The organism is Dyadobacter sp. HNCC25DJ186, assembly GCF_056895235.1.
Window position 1 is genome coordinate 1,045,000 of the sequence record NZ_JBXHAS010000002.1, and the last position, 15,707, is coordinate 1,060,706.

Genomic DNA, 15,707 nt, shown 5'->3' on the forward strand with positions numbered 1-15,707 from the left:
TTTATCTGTAAGTGTAACTCAGATTTTCGAGGCATTATCCACCACATGATTGTTGGTGGCGATGTATCCGTCTTCACTGATAATGACACCCGATCCGGAAGCGCCATCGTTTGCAGATGAATTGAAACGAACTTTTATATGGACCACGTCAGGCATTGCGGCTTTTGCGGCAGCTACAAAATCTATCATACCGTTTGACCTGCTAACACAATCATTATCAGACAAAGCAGTTTGCCGCAGGTTGAGGATATCGTTTGAAGGAATGTTTGTGTTTATTATAAGTGGAGTGGTACATCTTAATCTTTACTTTCGTCGGCTGTCTCGTCATGAGTTAATTTACAGTTTCAGGGCCGTTTAAAACGCGAAGAATAAAATAAGTCTTAATTTCTAAACACGCATTTAATCCAGTATCCTCAATAGCTGAATGTACATTTCCACAAGTGCTCCTGATCGATCTTTCATATACTTATATAAGTGCCGAATCCTTGCATATAATTAAGAACATTAAGCAATGGAAAGAGTCAGGAATAAGCTACACACCGTTGCAGCACGGTAATGCAACGGCAAATGCGGAAAATAACCAACACAAAGCCGACTGGTGCCGATCCATTTATCTCCAATCAGGCGTTGCTAAAAAGAGTCTATTGGGTCGTTAGGGATCTTTCCGAAAATGGAAATGTCAATCCACTCCAATTTAAATACCATTCAGCAACTTAAAAAAGACGTAATTGCAGGTGTAAATACATAGTTTTGTCTAACTTTATAAACCAATTATTATGAAAAGAATGACTACGTTAGGATTAGCAGGTGCTATTTGCCTTTTCTACTTCTCTGCATTTTCTCAGAACGAAGATCCCGTGAAAGCAGGAGACGATAGCGCAATTACATCAATTGAAAGCGGTAAGGTTAAAGGATATTTGCATAATAACACCTTTACGTTCAAGGGAATACCTTATGCTAAATCAGAACGTTTTACAGCGCCCGAAAAGCCAACACCCTGGTCTGCTACACGCAGCTCGATGAGCTATGGTCCGGTTTGCCCTACCGATCCTACCACGACGGTTAACGATGCTTTCGAATTTGCTTTCAATCATAATTTGGGTTACTCCAATGAGCATTGCCAAACGCTTAATGTGTGGACACAAAAATTAAACGATGGCAAAAAGCGCCCGGTAATGGTATGGCTGCATGGTGGGGGTTTCACTGCCGGTTCATCAATCGAACTACCGTCTTACGATGGCGAGAACCTGGCAAAGAAAGGTGACGTAGTTTTAGTGTCTATCAACCATCGCCTGAATATTTTGGGATTTTTGGACTTATCCGCTTATGGTGACAAATACAAAAACTCCGGTAATGCAGGTTTGGCCGACATTGTTGCTGCCCTGCAATGGGTTAAACAAAATATAGATCAATTCGGTGGCGACCCTAATAATGTGACCATCTTTGGCCAGTCGGGCGGCGGTGGAAAAGTCACCTGTATGATGAATACCCCTCAGGCGAAGGGTTTATTTCACAAAGCAATTGTAGAAAGCGGCAGCTATGTTACTTCATTTACCGAAAAGGCCGTATCTCAGCGTTTGGCAGCAGCATTAATGCAGCAGCTGCATCTAGAGCCTTCACAGGTTGATTCACTTCAAAAGATACCGTATGACCAATTGAATACTGCCAGTAAAAAGGCTCTTAGCAAAGTAAATGGCGAGTTAAAAAAAGAAGGTAAAGCGGGCAATGTGGGCTGGAACGCTGTGCTGGATGGTGAAATGTTCCCTTATCAGCCTTCGGATCCTGCTGCAATGGAACTTTCAAAAACCATCCCTTTACTGGTTGGCACAACAAAAAATGAATTTGCCGCATTTGCACCCACGCCCAAAAATCTGACCATGGAGGATATGAAAGCCACCCTGCAAAAAAAATACGGTGATAAAACCGAGACCTATATATCCGCTGTAAAGAAGGCCTATCCCAACACCAGTAAGCCTTCCGAATACAATGATATAGAGTTTGGTTTTCGGTCCATGGCTATTAAGCAAGCTGATCAAAAGTCAGGCCTGAACGGCGGGGCGCCAGTCTTTATGTATCTCTTTACCTGGCAATCGCCGGTAAATGGGGGGATGTATAAAGCCATGCACTGCATGGATATCGCTTTCCAGTTTGATAACATCAACCGTTGTGAGGAAATGACCGGTGGAGGCAAGGATGCCTACGCCCTTGCTTCCAGGATGAGCAGCGCGTGGATAAACTTTGCACGGACAGGCAATCCAAATGCGCCCGGTTTGCCCAAATGGCCTGCCTATACTGCTGCCGGTGGTGCTACCATGATCTTCGATGTTAAATGCGAAGTGCGTGATCATCCAGATGCCGAACTATTAAAAGTTGTTTCCACTGGTAAATAGAATTAATTGACATGAAAAAAATTTATTTATTATTTACTATTCTAATGCTGAGTAGCTTACGTACTTATGCAGCTACCGTTGACACCATCCAGGTCCCAAGCGCGGCGATGAACAAAACCTACAAAGCAGCCATTGTTCTCCCCGAAAGCTACGCCAAAAGCAAAAAGGAGTTCCCCGTCTTATACTTGCTACATGGAGGATATGGCCACTTCGATGACTGGCTGCGTAAAACGCCTGATAAAATGCTGGTTAAAAACCTTGCAGATCAGTATAGTATTATCATTGTGATGCCTGAGGGCGAAATATTCAGTTATTACATTGACAGCCCGGTTGATCCAAACAGTAAATTCGAAACTTATACCATTAAGGAAGTGATTCCATTTATAGATAGTAAGTACCGCACGGTCAATGACAAAAAGGGCCGCCTCATTACAGGTTTGTCCATGGGTGGTTATGGCGCGCTTTATCTTTCTACCAGACATCCTGATCAATTTGCTGCAGCAGGTGCGATGAGCGGAGCTTTGGATCCTAATATGACGACCTGGAACCTCACTCCCGAGCGGTTTAAAGGCCTCACCACGTTTCTCGAGAAAACCTTTGGTCCGATGACGCCTGATAATTATCTGCCGTATTCTGTCGTCAACATGGCAGATCAGATTCGCCGAAACGGACTGCCACTCGTGCTCGACATTGGGGTGGAAGATTTTTTGCTCGAACCTAACCGGGAGTTGCACCGACGGCTAGTCTATAATCACACACCGCACGACTATACCGAACGCCCCGGCGGTCATACCTGGGATTTTTGGCAGGCAGCATTGCCCAGCCAGTTATTATTTTTTAGTAAAGTCTTAAAGGTCAATAATACGGCAGTTCAATAATTCAGGGTTTAGAAAAAATATCGGATGCTGTCACTGCTTGGATTTTTAACCATTTGCGTTTTTTTGGGATTGATCCTGACCAGGCGCTTGTCTGTACTGCTTTCGCTGATCCTGGTGCCCATCGTATTTGGACTGATCGCAGGTTTCGGGCCAAAAGAGGTAGGAGAAATGTTGTTGGCCGGGATCAAACAAGTTGCGCCTACCGGCATCCTGCTGATCTTTGCCGTGCTATATTTCAGCGTGATGATAGACACCGGGCTTTTCGATCCGGTAATAGCCTTTATTATCCGCTTAGCAAAAGGCGACCCGCTCAAAATCACTTTGGGCACCGCCGTTTTGACGATGCTGGTTCACCTCGATGGGGACGGCACCGCCACATTTATGATCACCGTCACAGCCTTGCTTCCGGTTTATAAAAAATTGGGAATGAACAAGTTGATCCTTCCCTGTATCGTCGCGCTGAGTGCAGGGGTCATGCACCTGGTGCCCTGGTCGGGTACAGTAGCGAGAGCTTTGAATGTCATGAACACCGATCCGGCGCATCTGATCATTCCTATCCTGCCAGCAATGATTGGCGGAATCCTTTGGGTACTTTTCGTAGCATTTTGGCTTGGTAAAAAGGAACGTAAAAGATTGGGCGTTGTTGACCTGGATTACGATCATCACCAGCAACTTTCTGTTGAACAGAAAGAAAGCCGCCGGCCTGGTTTGTTTTGGTTGAACGCTGTTTTGACGATTATTCTAATCGCAGCGCTCATTTTGTCACTGGCTCCGTCGCCAGCACTATTCATCATTGGTTTTGCGGTGGTGATTTTGGTCAACTATCCATCACAGGCCGATCAAAAGAAAAGGATTCAGGCACATGCCGCCAATGTATTTTCGGTTTCCATCATTGTTTTTGCGGCCGGAGTATTTTCAGGCATCCTGACAGGAACCAAAATGATCGATGCGATGGCCTTGTCGATGGTTTCCTCGATCCCGACACAGCACGCAGGTTACCTGCCGGCATTGGTTGGCTTTACAAGCATGCCATTAAGTTTGGTATTCACACCGGACGCTTATTATTTTGGCGTAATCCCTGTTTTAAAGACAACCGCCGCCCATTATGGGTTAAATTCAATAGAGATAGGAAGGGCGGCAATTTTAGGGCAAATGACCACCGGCTTCCCATTAAGTCCGTTAACTGCGTCCACTTTTGTCTTAGTTGGCTTGGCAGAAGTGGAACTGGCAGATCATCAAAAATTTACATTCAAATGGGCGTTCGGCACGACCATCATCATGACCTTAATAGCATTAGCTTCCGGGGCAATAAGCATATCATGACAAAAAAAAATCAAGTCCGTATTGGTTGCGGTGCAGGCTTTTCAGGAGACAGGCTCGAGCCTGCTGTGATCTTGGCCGAAAAGGGTGATCTGGATTACCTTGTACTCGAATGCCTCGCAGAACGGACCATTGCATTAGCCCAGAAAAGAAAAGAGACAGACCCTTCACAGGGTTATGATCCGCTGTTGGAGCGTAGGATAGAATCACTGCTGCCGTTGCTCAAACAAAAAAAGATACGACTCATTACCAATATGGGTGCTGCAAACCCGGTCGCAGCAGCAGATAAGATTATTGGCATAGCAAAGAGACTGGGAATTTCCATTAAAGTAGCCGCGGTAATCGGGGATGATGTCTTGGACCATATCCGTGGTGATGAGCTCGCCATGGAAACAGGCAATCCCATTTCCCGGTCAGGAAAGACGGTTTCAGCCAATGCTTATTTAGGTGCAGAAGCTATTTTACCTGCGCTGAAAACAGGCGCTGACATTATCATCACCGGGCGGGTTGCTGATCCATCCTTGTTTGTAGCCCCGCTGGTCCATGAGTTAGGATGGTCGTTGGATGATGCTGACATTATCGCCAAAGGGACTGTGATTGGACACCTGATGGAATGCGCAGGACAGATAACAGGTGGTTATTTTGCCGATCCGGTCAAAAAGCCGGTCGAAAATATGAGTACACTAGGCCACCCCTTTGCAGAGGTTTATGCCGATGGCAGCGCGGTTATTGGGAAGGTAGATGGAACAGGAGGTACCATAACCCTGGCTACGGCCAAAGAACAGCTACTTTACGAGGTAACGAACCCATATCAATACTTGACGCCCGATGTTTCAGCAGATTTCACCACCGTATCCTTGAAACAGTTTGGAAAAGATCGTATTAAAGTAACTGGCGGCAGCGGCACCAAAAAGCCATTGACGCTAAAGGTCAGCATTGGGTATAAAGCAGGTTTTTCAGGTGAAGGTGAGATTACGTTCGCTGGGGCCAATGCATTGGAAAGAGCACGTTTGGCAGGCGAAATAATTCACGAGCGGTTATATAGTCAGTTTCCTGGGTTAAGGGTTGACTATATCGGTCACACATCGGTACACCCGACTTCCCTCGCTTATGATTACAAACCATATGAAGTGAGATTACGCGTGGCGGGAAAAGCTGCAACCGCTGATGAAGCAGCTATAATAGGTCAGGAAGTGGAAGCGCTCTATACCAATGGCCCGGCTGGAGGCGGTGGGGTGCGCAAGTATTTGAATGAGATCATTGGCATTGTGTCGATTCTGATGGACCGAAACACACCCAAGTCATCCATAATTCTAAAAGAATATGAGCATTAAACTCTATAACATAGCGCACAGTCGCGCGGGAGATAAGGGCAATACGTTGATTTTATCATTGATTCCTTATGAAGAAAAGGATTACGAGCTGCTGTGCAAGTTGGTGACTTCGGATAAAGTAAAACAACATTTCAAGGAGATGATACACGGACAAATCCTCAGATACGAACTGCCAAATATTTCGGCTTTACAGTTTGTATGTCACCAGGCTCTGGCAGGTGGGGTTACCACTTCATTGGTCATGGACGCGCACGGAAAGACTTTGAGTTACGCATTGCTGGAAATGTGCATTGAATTGCCAGCCGGTTAAATACTTCCAAATGCCTTTAATAAACCGCAGGCATCTCTGACCGGCAATACGAAAAGGCGGTAGACTGAGATAAGAACAGGATGCTCTTGTTTTAAACTGACTTTTCTAAACTGTAACGTTTTTAACACTCAGTACAGTCAGAGCTAAGAATCGGTAAGGTTGCTTTGGAAACTTCTGATGTCCAACGGCTTAAAGATTTGGAGAAGAAAAATGTCAGCCTAATGAAGATGTGTGCTGATTTTAACTGCGGGGCGGTCCGACTGGAGAATTCAGACGCGTTGACCATATGACTGATAAATTCCGGATTTATCCTGGATTTATTCATACGGGTAGCAACGGACACAAATACGATGTGTCGGTAGTCTCATTAGGGCTGCATGGTCTTTTAAATATTTCGGAAATGGTAAGGGCGTAACTATTTATTTGCATTTAGATGAAGCGGGTCATCTCTTTTGTTCAACAGCATTCAGTTCACCAGACCATGAAGCTCAGTATATGATCTTTGGGTTGATGCATAATATCGTGATCCAATCCGACGCACATACCACAGATACTGGCGGCTTTTCTTAAATTATATTTGCCATTATTGCTTTGCTCGGAATAACCTTCCGGCCACGACTTGCCAAAATTGATGAACACAATTTATTTTCAATCGAAGCGGTTTCAACCTACCGGGAGTTAGGATACCAGATCAAGCCAGACTCGAAAAATAATTTTGAATTGATTATAGAGCATTGGGACGAAATTCTAAGGTTTATCTCAACGATCAAACTAGGTTATTCGAAAACATCTACATTGATCCGGAGATTGAATTCATACTCCACGCCCCCCCCCCTTTATAAAGCACTTAAAGAACTAGGAAGAGTTTATAAACGCTTTATATACTCCAATATATCTACGAACCTACTGTCAGGAAATCTGTTGAAAGGGTTTTAAGCAAAGTTGAGAACAGTAATAAATTTGCGAAAGCAATATCTCACGGTAATAATCAGCAGCTGTTCGGGGCTACTTACCGGGAACAGCTTACAGCAGAAGGCTGCAAAAGATTAATTGCTAATTCCAATAACTGTTGGAATCTGCTCATTTATCTGAATGTCTGGCAGAATGGAAGAAGCCGATGGATAGAGAAGAATTATTGAAAAATATATTGGCCACATCAACCCACAGCTGGGAGTATAACTATATGCTCGGGGAATATGACTTTTTGGAAAAGGTAGATTTTCAAACTTTTAACCTCGATAAAATCTTCAAGGATGGCGCTCAGATTGGAACACAACTCATCTATAACCGTCCAACTTTGTTACATAAAACCCGTGGCGCTTTTTGCGGCGGCCGCTGCCGTACTATCTTTTATTTAACCCTATCCAGAAAATACTGATCCAAATTGTAAGCTTCCGGGGCTACAAGCGATGAATCGGTAACACCAGTAAAATACTGGAATTCTGGTTCCCTCCTTGCTATAAAAAAAACTTAGCGCATCTCTATTTTCTTGGGTGTCATCTTCCCAATATTTCTGGATTAGATTCCAACCGGTACTCAATTTTTTTATATAGGCATTGCCATTCTGCGAAATAATCCACATAATTTTCTCTGGATTTGCAAGTGCCAGACGAAATCCGGTTGGTACACCATAATCGAATACATAAATTGCAAACCTTTTTAAACCTAATTGATCTACAAAACCCTGCATTGTTTGGCCAGATTTTCAAAAGTATACGTACAAGTTGTACGATATGGCAAATCAGTATTTCCAAATCCAGGAAGATCAGGGGCTTCAACGTGATATTTTTTGTTTAACATCGGTATCAGATGTATAGAAGACATGGCACATATTTTAACGGTCAAGCCACACCTTAAAAATAGGGGCTTTTTCCCTGCTTACCAGTACCTCCGTATCAACCTTTCTTTTCAGCAAAATCCTGAGTTTTCCGTTGAATTCGTTTTGTATGCTTTTGATGCAATGTACATTTACAATAATTTGCCGGTTTGCCCTGAAAAAAACATCCGGATCGAGTTCGTCTTCCAGGTCTTCCATACTCTGTGAGACGGTTTCCACCTGACCGCCGATCAAAGAAAGATGGGTAACCTTAAATTCAGAATACACAAAATCGACTTCCTCTACGGCTACGGTTTTGTAACCGTCGAAACTGGGAATCAGAAAGCGCTTTCGGTACAACGTGTTACGACCTTTAAACAATTTGAGAAGTTCTGTAAGGTTGGTATCTGGTTCCGGATCTGCACTCAGGGGTTTCACCTTGCCCAGGGCGGCGATCAGTTCCTCTTTTTCTATGGGTTTTAAAAGATAATCAATGCTGTTTACCTTAAAGGCCCGTACTGCATATTCATCATAGGCCGTTGTGAAAATAATAGGACTGCGTACCTCAGTGTGCGTGAAAATATCAAAGCATAAACCATCAGCCAGGCGGACGTCCATCAGCACCACATCAGGAGCTGGGTTTTGCTTAAACCAAGCCACACTTTCGCTCACCGTTTCCAGCACGGCAAGCGTGTGATTTGACGAGTTAATTTCGTTCAAAATCCTTTGCAGCCGCGCTGCATTGTGTTTTTCGTCTTCTATGATCAGTATCTTCATTCTGCTTGGAATTAAAATTCGATGAGTGGTATGACCACACAAAATTGATCCGAGGTTTTGATAATCTCAGGCAGCCTGCTGGCCAGAAGACGGTATCTGTCCTGTATATTTTGAAGACCAAGACTGGTTGAAGGCAAAGCGTTGGTTATCAGCTGAATATTATTGGTCACCGTAATGCTCTTTTGATCCACCGAATAAATATGGATAACCAACGGACTTTGCGCAGTAGCCCTATTATGTTTGATCGCATTTTCAATCAGAAGTTGTACCGTAATTGGTGGTACGAACTGTGTCAATACAGTATTGTCAAGATCAATATGTACAAGTACGTTATCTCCATGCCTGATCCCGATCAAATAAATAAAAGCACTTACAAATGCCATTTCATCTTTGAGCTGCACAAGATCTTTTTTCAGATTTTGGATCATGTAGCGGTATACCCGCGAAAGGTTTTCCAGAAATAACGTTGCAGTCTGTGTATTTTCATTGATTAGCTCTGCAAGCGTACTGAAATTGTTGAACATAAAATGCGGATCCAGCTGCAATTTCAGGGACTGCAATTCGGCCTGCATGGCTATTTCTTTGAATTCTAATGTTTTCAAGCGCAGATCCGAAGCTTCCGACATGGATATTTTCCATCTCTCCAATAAAAAATAACCTGTGTGCACTGCACTCACCATCACAGAAACGAGAATAGTGACCATAAAAAACTGCCAGATACTCAGCCGTTCCTGTACTGAAAAATTAATATTTCCGTAGATTACGGTAAACATCAGATCCTGCAAATAAAGCAGCACACCCACTGAAATAATGATCAGGGTCGTTTGCAGCAAAAATCGGATCAGGGAAGATCCTTCCCAGGGAAACCTCTTTTCCAGTCTGTGCGCAATACCCGTGCTGGTCTCTATAATCGCCCTGCTCAAAGCCAGATCTAAAAAAAGCTCGATAACGAGCTTTTGAAATCCACCCTGTATAGAGCAGATCCAGAATGCGTTATTGGGATCCATCAAATAGGATAACAAGTAGATCAACAGCATCACAACCGGGATGAGCATCAATCTTAAGCGCCGGTTACGCTTGGAGGTTTCTGTTTCCATACAGAGCTAATCTAATGAATTTCGATTTCAAAAAAATACTGATTTCACTTCCAGCCTCCACCCAAAGCCCGGTATAGCTCAATATGCGCACCGGCTTTCTCGCGGGATAGCTGGACCACGTTCAAACGCGTCTGCAAGTAACTGTTTTCTGCTGTGATTATTTCAAGATAGTTCACCATTCCGGTACGGAAAAGCACGTTGGCTGCTCCAATACCTTCCTGTAAGGCCACCTGTCGCCTGCGTGCCGCCAGAAACTGTTCATCCAGTTTCTCGTTCATGATCAGCGCATCGGAAACCTGCGCATACCCTTGAAGTACAGTTTGCCTGAAAGTAATCACCGCCTTTGCTCTTTCAATCACTGCCTGCTCATACTGGGTTTTTAGCTTACGCCGCTGAAAAACAGGCTGTACCAGTCCGCCAGCTACAGAGCCAAATAATGCACCCGGAACGCTAAACCAGTTTGATGCCTTGAAAGAATTCAAACCGCCGCTGGCCGTAATCGTCAGAGCCGGATACATCAGCGCCTGGGCAATACCAACCCGCGTATTCGCCGCCATGAGGGCAAGTTCTGCCGCGTGCACATCGGGCCGGACAGCCAGTAGCGATACGGCGTAAGCTGCACTGGAAATATCAATAAACTGCTCATTCTCAGCATATTCGCGTTTAATCTTATGTGCATAATTTCCACATAACAAACTCAGCGCATTTTCCTGAATCTGAATGCTTTGCTCAATCTGAGGAATCAGTTGTGCAGTCAGTTCCAGCTGCCCCCTCGCCTGCCGGATGGAAAGCAAATTGGCCTCTCCCACCCGGTACTGAGCATCGGTCATAGCCAGCGTGCTGTCACTTAGCTGCCAGCTTTGGGTCGCAATCTCCAACTGGCGGTCGAGCATCAAAAGATTGTAATACCCATTGGCAACATCGGACACAAGTTGGGTTTGAACAACCCTGCGTACCTGTTGCATTTGCATCAAACCTGCCAATGCCTCTTCTTTTTCCCTTTTGATCCTGCCCCAGATATCAATTTCCCAGCTCAGGCCAAGTGACGTACTGAAATCTTTCACGCTCCGCGAGCCTATGAACTGCTCGTTACCGATCCCGGCCAAACTGTTGGCAGAAGAAATATTCTGGTTTGCTGTGATTTGTGCGTTCAGGTCTGGCAGATAATTAAGGCGTACTTTCTTTAAGACTGCCTGAGAGGACTCAATATTTTTAACAGCGATTTTCAAATCGTTGTTTTGCGCAATGGCCGTGTCGATCAAGGCCTGCAAGGTTCTGTTTTTAAAAAATGATTTCACATCCGGCATCTCACTCAGGGTGGTATCCATCACCTCGCTGGTTCTGAACTGGCCGGGCATTGCCAGTTCGGGACGCTGGTAATCTTTTCCTACACGGCAGGAAGTGGCTATAAGTATCAGGAAAAATAAATAATATCTTGCTTTCATGGTTCTAGCTTTCTGATGCATCCTGATGATTCTGCGGGTATTTCGTTCCGCTTATGCTCTCCTGAATTTTTTGAAAAACAACAAATAGTACTGGTATAATCAACACACCAAGCAAAACACCTGAGATCATCCCGCCGGCAGCACTCGCACTGATCGAACGGTTCCCAACAGCCGACGGACCACTTGCAAACAGCAAGGGAATCAAGCCGGCTACAAAAGCCATTGACGTCATCAGGATCGGTCGCAGCCTTTGCCTTGCCCCGTCCAGTGCCGCGGTGTGCAGTTCCATACCATTCGGCCTTGCTTTTAAGGCAAACTCAACGATCAGGATCGCATTTTTAGCCAGCAATCCAACAAGCATGATAAGTCCTACCTGCACGTAAATATTATTGGTAATTCCCGCGGCGCCGATCGCCAGATACACACCCAGAATCCCGGTTGGGATCGAGAAAATAACAGCCAATGGCAGAATGTAACTTTCGTACTGGGCGGCCAGCAGGAAATAGGTAAAAAGAATACAAAGCGCGAAAATAAAAACCATCTGACTTCCGGATTTCTTTTCTTCCCGGCTCAGTCCGCTCCATTCGTACCCGTAGCCTGCCGGAAGTTTTTCGCTGATCAGCTTTTCGGTAACTTCCATCGCCTGGCTCGTAGAGAAACCTGCCGCGGGAAGAATATTGATACTGATGCTGTTAAAAAGATTATAACGGTTAACAACCTCAGGGCCGTAGACCTTGGTCAGTTTCACGAGCGTTCCGACCGGGATCATTGCTCCTGTATTACTTTTCACAAATATCTGGTTGAGCGACTGCTCGTCCATACGATACTGACCTTCTGCCTTGATATTGACCCGGTAAAATTTACCAAAGCGCACAAAATCACTGGCCTGGGCACCACCGTAAAAAAGTTGAAGCGTGCTCATCACGTCCTTCGGCGTCGTACCAAGCTGGTAAGTTTTATCCTCATCAACCAGCACTTCAAATTGTGGAAAATCACTTCTGAATGTCGTGAAGGCAGAAGATACAGCAGGTTGTTTGTTAAGCACTCCGATAAGCTCATTGGCCGTCTGGCTGAATTTGTCCAGCTTCCCGCCCGCCTTATCCTGCAACACCAGCTCCGCGCCACTCACACTACCAAAACCCTCCACTGGCGGCGAGCGGAAAAGACTCAGCTCCCCTTCCTTCACATCCAACAGCCGTTCGTTCATCGCTTCGATCACCTGGTTCATATCCTGAATCTCACCTCTTTCTTTGGTGGGTTTCAAACGGATAAAACCCAGCGCATACGATGGCCCGGAACTGTTGCTCAGTAAATTAAACCCCGAAATACTCGAAACCATTTCTACCTCCGGCATCCTGCCGAGCGCCTTGTCTATTTCAGAAATAACCGCTGTTGTGAATTTCAGATTATTGCCTGCAGGAAGTGCCAGTGCATAGGTGATAAAGCGGTCGTCCTCATTGGGTACAAATTCTTTCGGTGCGCTGGCCATCATCCAGAAAGCAAGGCCGCTTACCAACGCCAGTCCGCCCAGACTAAGCCACCATTTTGAAATTAAAAACCGGACACTGCGAATGTATTTATCGGTCAGGTTATCGAATCCGGCATTAAATCCGGTAAAAAATCGCTGTTTAAAATTCTGCTTCTGATGTGTTTGCCCATGGCCGCTTTTGAGAAAAAGTGCACACAGCGCCGGACTCAGCGTCAGTGCATTTAAGGCAGATATCAAAATGGCTATTGCCAGTGTAAAAGCAAATTGTTTGTAGAAAATACCGGCAGGGCCATCCATAAACCCGATCGGTAAAAAAACTGCCGACATCACCATCGTGATCGAAATAATGGCACCCGTAATTTCCTGCATCGCCGAAACCGTTGCCTGCTTGGCAGTGAGTTTCGTCCCTTTCATTTTGGCATGAACTGCCTCCACGACCACAATGGCATCATCGACTACAATCCCGATAGCAAGCACCAGGGCAAAAAGCGTCAGTACGTTGATGGTAAAACCTATGATTTGTAAAAAGAAAAATGTACCGATAATTGCCACCGGAACAGCTATGGCCGGTATCAGTGTAGAGCGAAAATCCTGCAAAAAGATAAAAACTACAATAAAAACCAGAATGAATGCTTCAATCAGCGTTTTCTTCACCTGGTCAATGGACTGGTCGAGACGCTCTTTAACACTCTGAATGATATGAAACTCCACCCCTTTTGGAAACGATTTGCTCAGTTCAGCCATACTGCTGCGCACCTGGGTTTCAATCTGGTTTGCATTCGAGCCGCTGGTTTGCTGTATCGCCAGCGTCACTGCCGGAAAACCGTCTTGTTTATTGTCGCTGTCATAAAAGGCAGCACCGAATTCTATTTTTGCCACATCACGAAGCCGCAGCATGCCTCCGTCCACTTTTGCTTTGATAACAATCCGCTCAAACTCCTGCGGCTCGCTTAACTTTCCTTTATACTTGATCACATACTGCATCGGCGCGTCAGATTCCTCTCCGAGCTTACCAGGAGAAGCTTCCAGACTGCTGTTGTTAATGGCATCTTCGACATCTTTGGGTACCAGGTTATTTACTGTCAGTTTCTGCGGATCCAGCCAGATGCGCATGGCGTAATCCTTGGTACCAAAAATCTGAACATTACCAATACCGGGAATTCGTTTCAGGCCAGGGAGCACATTTATTTTCGCGTAGTTTTGAAGAAATAATTCATCGTACATGGCCGAATCACGGCTCATCACATTGAAAAACATGATGTTACTGTTTTGCTGCTTTCTGGTGGTGATCCCGGCACGGATTACCTCAGCAGGGATCTGGCTGTTGGCCTGCGCTACGCGGTTCTGCACATTTACCGCTGCCTGATCCGCATTGATACCTAGCCGAAAAATAACCTGAATAGAAAAAGAGCCATCACTACCTGCCGTGGAGCTCATATACTGCATATCTTCCACCCCGTTGATGGCCTCTTCCAGAGGCGTAATCACAGAGCGGGTCACACTCTCGCTATTCCCGCCTGGGTAAGTGCCCGACACAAAAACAGTTGGCGGGGCGATGTCCGGAAACTGGGTGATAGGAAGCCTGCCGATGCTGACAATACCCAGTAGTACGAGTACCACTGAGATCACCGTCGCCAGTACCGGGCGGTTAATTATATTTTTTAGCATAGTTTTGTATTTACTTTTGAGGCTGGATCTGTTCGCCTTCCGTGATCATGGCTGCTTCTCTGGCTACGATACGGTCGCCTGCATTCAGCCCGGTTTTAACAAGGTAATAATCTCCGCTTTTGCCCAAAACCATAATGGCAACACGCTCTGTGACATTTTTGTCGTTGAGCCGGTAAGTGAAAATTTTGTCCTGTATATCAACCGTAGCACGCGCCGGAATCAGGAGTACTTTGGTCTGAACCTGCGGAAGGATCACCCGTCCGGTATTACCCGAACGCAGTACAAATCTGGGATTCCTAAACATGGCCCGCAAACTGATCGCACCCGTGCTGGTATCAAACTGACCGTCCACCATCTGTATTTTCCCATCCTGATCATAACGGTTTCCATCCGCAAGTTGCAGCGAGACTGCCGGTAACAGGGCTAGTATCTGAGGAAGGGTTTTGTCTGGATAATGCTGGTTAAAAATCAGAAAGTCCTTCTCGGTCATCGAAAAATAGGCATATACTTCGGTAATATCCGTAAGGTTTGTCATTGGCTCAGTTTCTGTCTTGGACGCCAGATTACCTACCCGTTTTGGAATACGGCCTATAAAACCACTGACAGGTGCCTTGATAAGCGTAAAATCCAGATTTATTTTTGCCGCCTGAACCGAGGCCGATTGCAACGCCACATTTGCCTCAGCAGCTTCATAAGCAGCTTTTGCAGTTTTCAACTGAAAATCGGAGGTAACCCCACTTTTGCTAAGCTCCTCAAATTTGGCGACTTCCAGCGCAGCGGTTTTCAGTGCCGCTTTTGATGCACCCAAACCCGCTTTTGCCTGGTTTAATTGCTGCGTATATACATCATCGGCTATTTTAAACAAAGGCTGCCCCACACTTACGTGAGCTCCTTCTTCTACATATATTTTTTCAATATATCCATCGACCTGCGGGCGGATATCCACATTAACCTTTCCCTCTATACGTGCTGGAAACTCAGCCGTTACGCTGACGCTGCTATCGCATAAAGTGATTACCGGCAATTTTTTCAGCGGTTGCTTGTGCTCTGTTGTTTCCCCTTTGGTTCCGCAGCCCCACAAAAGCCCAGCCGAAAACATAGACGAAAAAAGGAGTTTTATTAAGTACATATTATTCTTTAAAAATTATATAGATGAGCTTGGTTTCCCAAGTCTAAAACTTTG

At 45.3% G+C, this 15,707-nt stretch carries 14 protein-coding genes and 1 pseudogene; 7 read left to right on the forward strand and 8 right to left on the reverse strand.

Translation table 11 applies throughout. From position 1 onward, the window contains the following. Positions 1–18 precede the first annotated feature (18 nt). Complete coding sequence (locus tag AC1XUO_RS09310) at positions 19–189, reverse strand: hypothetical protein (protein ID WP_483329499.1); 171 nt, start codon at positions 187–189, stop codon at positions 19–21. A gap of 587 nt (positions 190–776) precedes the next feature. On the opposite strand from AC1XUO_RS09310, the gene AC1XUO_RS09315 reads away from it, so the two are divergent. From AC1XUO_RS09315 to AC1XUO_RS09345, 7 genes and pseudogenes are all read left to right on the forward strand, one after another. Continuing rightward, on the forward strand, positions 777–2,390 hold the full coding sequence (locus AC1XUO_RS09315) for a carboxylesterase/lipase family protein (RefSeq protein ID WP_483329500.1): 1,614 nt from the start codon (positions 777–779) through the stop codon (positions 2,388–2,390). 44 nt (positions 2,391–2,434) lie between these two features. Beyond that, complete coding sequence (locus tag AC1XUO_RS09320; protein WP_483329501.1) at positions 2,435–3,268, forward strand: alpha/beta hydrolase; 834 nt, start codon at positions 2,435–2,437, stop codon at positions 3,266–3,268. A gap of 24 nt (positions 3,269–3,292) precedes the next feature. Continuing rightward, positions 3,293–4,591 carry a CitMHS family transporter gene (locus AC1XUO_RS09325; RefSeq protein WP_483329502.1) on the forward strand — a complete coding sequence of 433 codons (1,299 nt, stop codon included), beginning with the start codon at positions 3,293–3,295 and terminating at the stop codon, positions 4,589–4,591. Continuing rightward, positions 4,588–5,922: an acyclic terpene utilization AtuA family protein gene (locus AC1XUO_RS09330; protein WP_483329503.1), complete on the forward strand. Its 1,335-nt coding sequence runs from the start codon at positions 4,588–4,590 to the stop codon at positions 5,920–5,922. Before AC1XUO_RS09325 ends, AC1XUO_RS09330 begins: the two co-directional genes overlap by 4 nt. Continuing rightward, on the forward strand, positions 5,912–6,232 hold the full coding sequence (locus AC1XUO_RS09335; RefSeq protein ID WP_483329504.1) for an AtuA-related protein: 321 nt from the start codon (positions 5,912–5,914) through the stop codon (positions 6,230–6,232). Before AC1XUO_RS09330 ends, AC1XUO_RS09335 begins: the two co-directional genes overlap by 11 nt. A 366-nt stretch (positions 6,233–6,598) precedes the next feature. Further along, positions 6,599–7,371: pseudogene (locus tag AC1XUO_RS09340) on the forward strand (Tn3 family transposase). Beyond that, the gene (locus AC1XUO_RS09345; RefSeq protein ID WP_483329577.1) at positions 7,302–7,610 is read left to right on the forward strand and encodes a hypothetical protein; all 309 of its coding nucleotides are present in this window, start codon (positions 7,302–7,304) and stop codon (positions 7,608–7,610) included. Before AC1XUO_RS09340 ends, AC1XUO_RS09345 begins: the two are co-directional and overlap by 70 nt. On the opposite strand, the gene AC1XUO_RS09350 is transcribed toward AC1XUO_RS09345, so the two are convergent. Genes AC1XUO_RS09350 through AC1XUO_RS09380 form a run of 7 tightly spaced genes read right to left on the reverse strand, consistent with a single transcriptional unit; the run spans position 7,593 to position 15,653 of the window. Continuing rightward, complete coding sequence (locus tag AC1XUO_RS09350) at positions 7,593–7,922, reverse strand: hypothetical protein (protein WP_483329505.1); 330 nt, start codon at positions 7,920–7,922, stop codon at positions 7,593–7,595. The genes AC1XUO_RS09345 and AC1XUO_RS09350 overlap by 18 nt on opposite strands. Next, positions 7,907–8,056, reverse strand: coding sequence for an alpha/beta fold hydrolase (locus AC1XUO_RS09355; protein ID WP_483329506.1), 150 nt, complete (start codon positions 8,054–8,056; stop codon positions 7,907–7,909). Before AC1XUO_RS09355 ends, AC1XUO_RS09350 begins: the two co-directional genes overlap by 16 nt. 10 nt (positions 8,057–8,066) lie before the next feature. Further along, positions 8,067–8,825: a LytR/AlgR family response regulator transcription factor gene (locus AC1XUO_RS09360; RefSeq protein WP_483329507.1), complete on the reverse strand. Its 759-nt coding sequence runs from the start codon at positions 8,823–8,825 to the stop codon at positions 8,067–8,069. A gap of 11 nt (positions 8,826–8,836) precedes the next feature. Further along, a complete protein-coding gene (locus tag AC1XUO_RS09365) occupies positions 8,837–9,922 on the reverse strand; it encodes a sensor histidine kinase (protein ID WP_483329508.1) in 1,086 nt (361 codons plus the stop codon). A 44-nt stretch (positions 9,923–9,966) separates the two neighbouring features. Beyond that, the gene (locus AC1XUO_RS09370; protein WP_483329509.1) at positions 9,967–11,367 is read right to left on the reverse strand and encodes an efflux transporter outer membrane subunit; all 1,401 of its coding nucleotides are present in this window, start codon (positions 11,365–11,367) and stop codon (positions 9,967–9,969) included. Between the two features lie 4 nt (positions 11,368–11,371). Continuing rightward, positions 11,372–14,524, reverse strand: a complete 3,153-nt coding sequence (locus tag AC1XUO_RS09375) for an efflux RND transporter permease subunit (protein ID WP_483329510.1) — start codon at positions 14,522–14,524, stop codon at positions 11,372–11,374. 10 nt (positions 14,525–14,534) lie between these two features. Further along, positions 14,535–15,653: an efflux RND transporter periplasmic adaptor subunit gene (locus tag AC1XUO_RS09380; protein ID WP_483329511.1), complete on the reverse strand. Its 1,119-nt coding sequence runs from the start codon at positions 15,651–15,653 to the stop codon at positions 14,535–14,537. Between the last annotated feature and the right edge of the window lie 54 nt (positions 15,654–15,707).

Excerpts from the sequence above, each read along its gene's own strand:
- AC1XUO_RS09310 (WP_483329499.1), bottom strand. The coding sequence starts at position 189 with ATGATAGATTTTGTAGCTGCCGCAAAAGCCGCAATGCCTGACGTGGTC.
- AC1XUO_RS09315 (WP_483329500.1), top strand. The coding sequence starts at position 777 with ATGAAAAGAATGACTACGTTAGGATTAGCAGGTGCTATTTGCCTTTTC.
- AC1XUO_RS09320 (WP_483329501.1), top strand. The coding sequence starts at position 2,435 with ATGCTGAGTAGCTTACGTACTTATGCAGCTACCGTTGACACCATCCAG.
- AC1XUO_RS09325 (WP_483329502.1), top strand. The coding sequence starts at position 3,293 with ATGCTGTCACTGCTTGGATTTTTAACCATTTGCGTTTTTTTGGGATTG.
- AC1XUO_RS09330 (WP_483329503.1), top strand. The coding sequence starts at position 4,588 with ATGACAAAAAAAAATCAAGTCCGTATTGGTTGCGGTGCAGGCTTTTCA.
- AC1XUO_RS09335 (WP_483329504.1), top strand. The coding sequence starts at position 5,912 with ATGAGCATTAAACTCTATAACATAGCGCACAGTCGCGCGGGAGATAAG.
- AC1XUO_RS09350 (WP_483329505.1), bottom strand. The coding sequence starts at position 7,922 with ATGCAGGGTTTTGTAGATCAATTAGGTTTAAAAAGGTTTGCAATTTAT.
- AC1XUO_RS09355 (WP_483329506.1), bottom strand. The coding sequence starts at position 8,056 with ATGTCTTCTATACATCTGATACCGATGTTAAACAAAAAATATCACGTT.
- AC1XUO_RS09360 (WP_483329507.1), bottom strand. The coding sequence starts at position 8,825 with ATGAAGATACTGATCATAGAAGACGAAAAACACAATGCAGCGCGGCTG.
- AC1XUO_RS09365 (WP_483329508.1), bottom strand. The coding sequence starts at position 9,922 with ATGGAAACAGAAACCTCCAAGCGTAACCGGCGCTTAAGATTGATGCTC.
- AC1XUO_RS09370 (WP_483329509.1), bottom strand. The coding sequence starts at position 11,367 with ATGAAAGCAAGATATTATTTATTTTTCCTGATACTTATAGCCACTTCC.
- AC1XUO_RS09375 (WP_483329510.1), bottom strand. The coding sequence starts at position 14,524 with ATGCTAAAAAATATAATTAACCGCCCGGTACTGGCGACGGTGATCTCA.
- AC1XUO_RS09380 (WP_483329511.1), bottom strand. The coding sequence starts at position 15,653 with ATGTACTTAATAAAACTCCTTTTTTCGTCTATGTTTTCGGCTGGGCTT.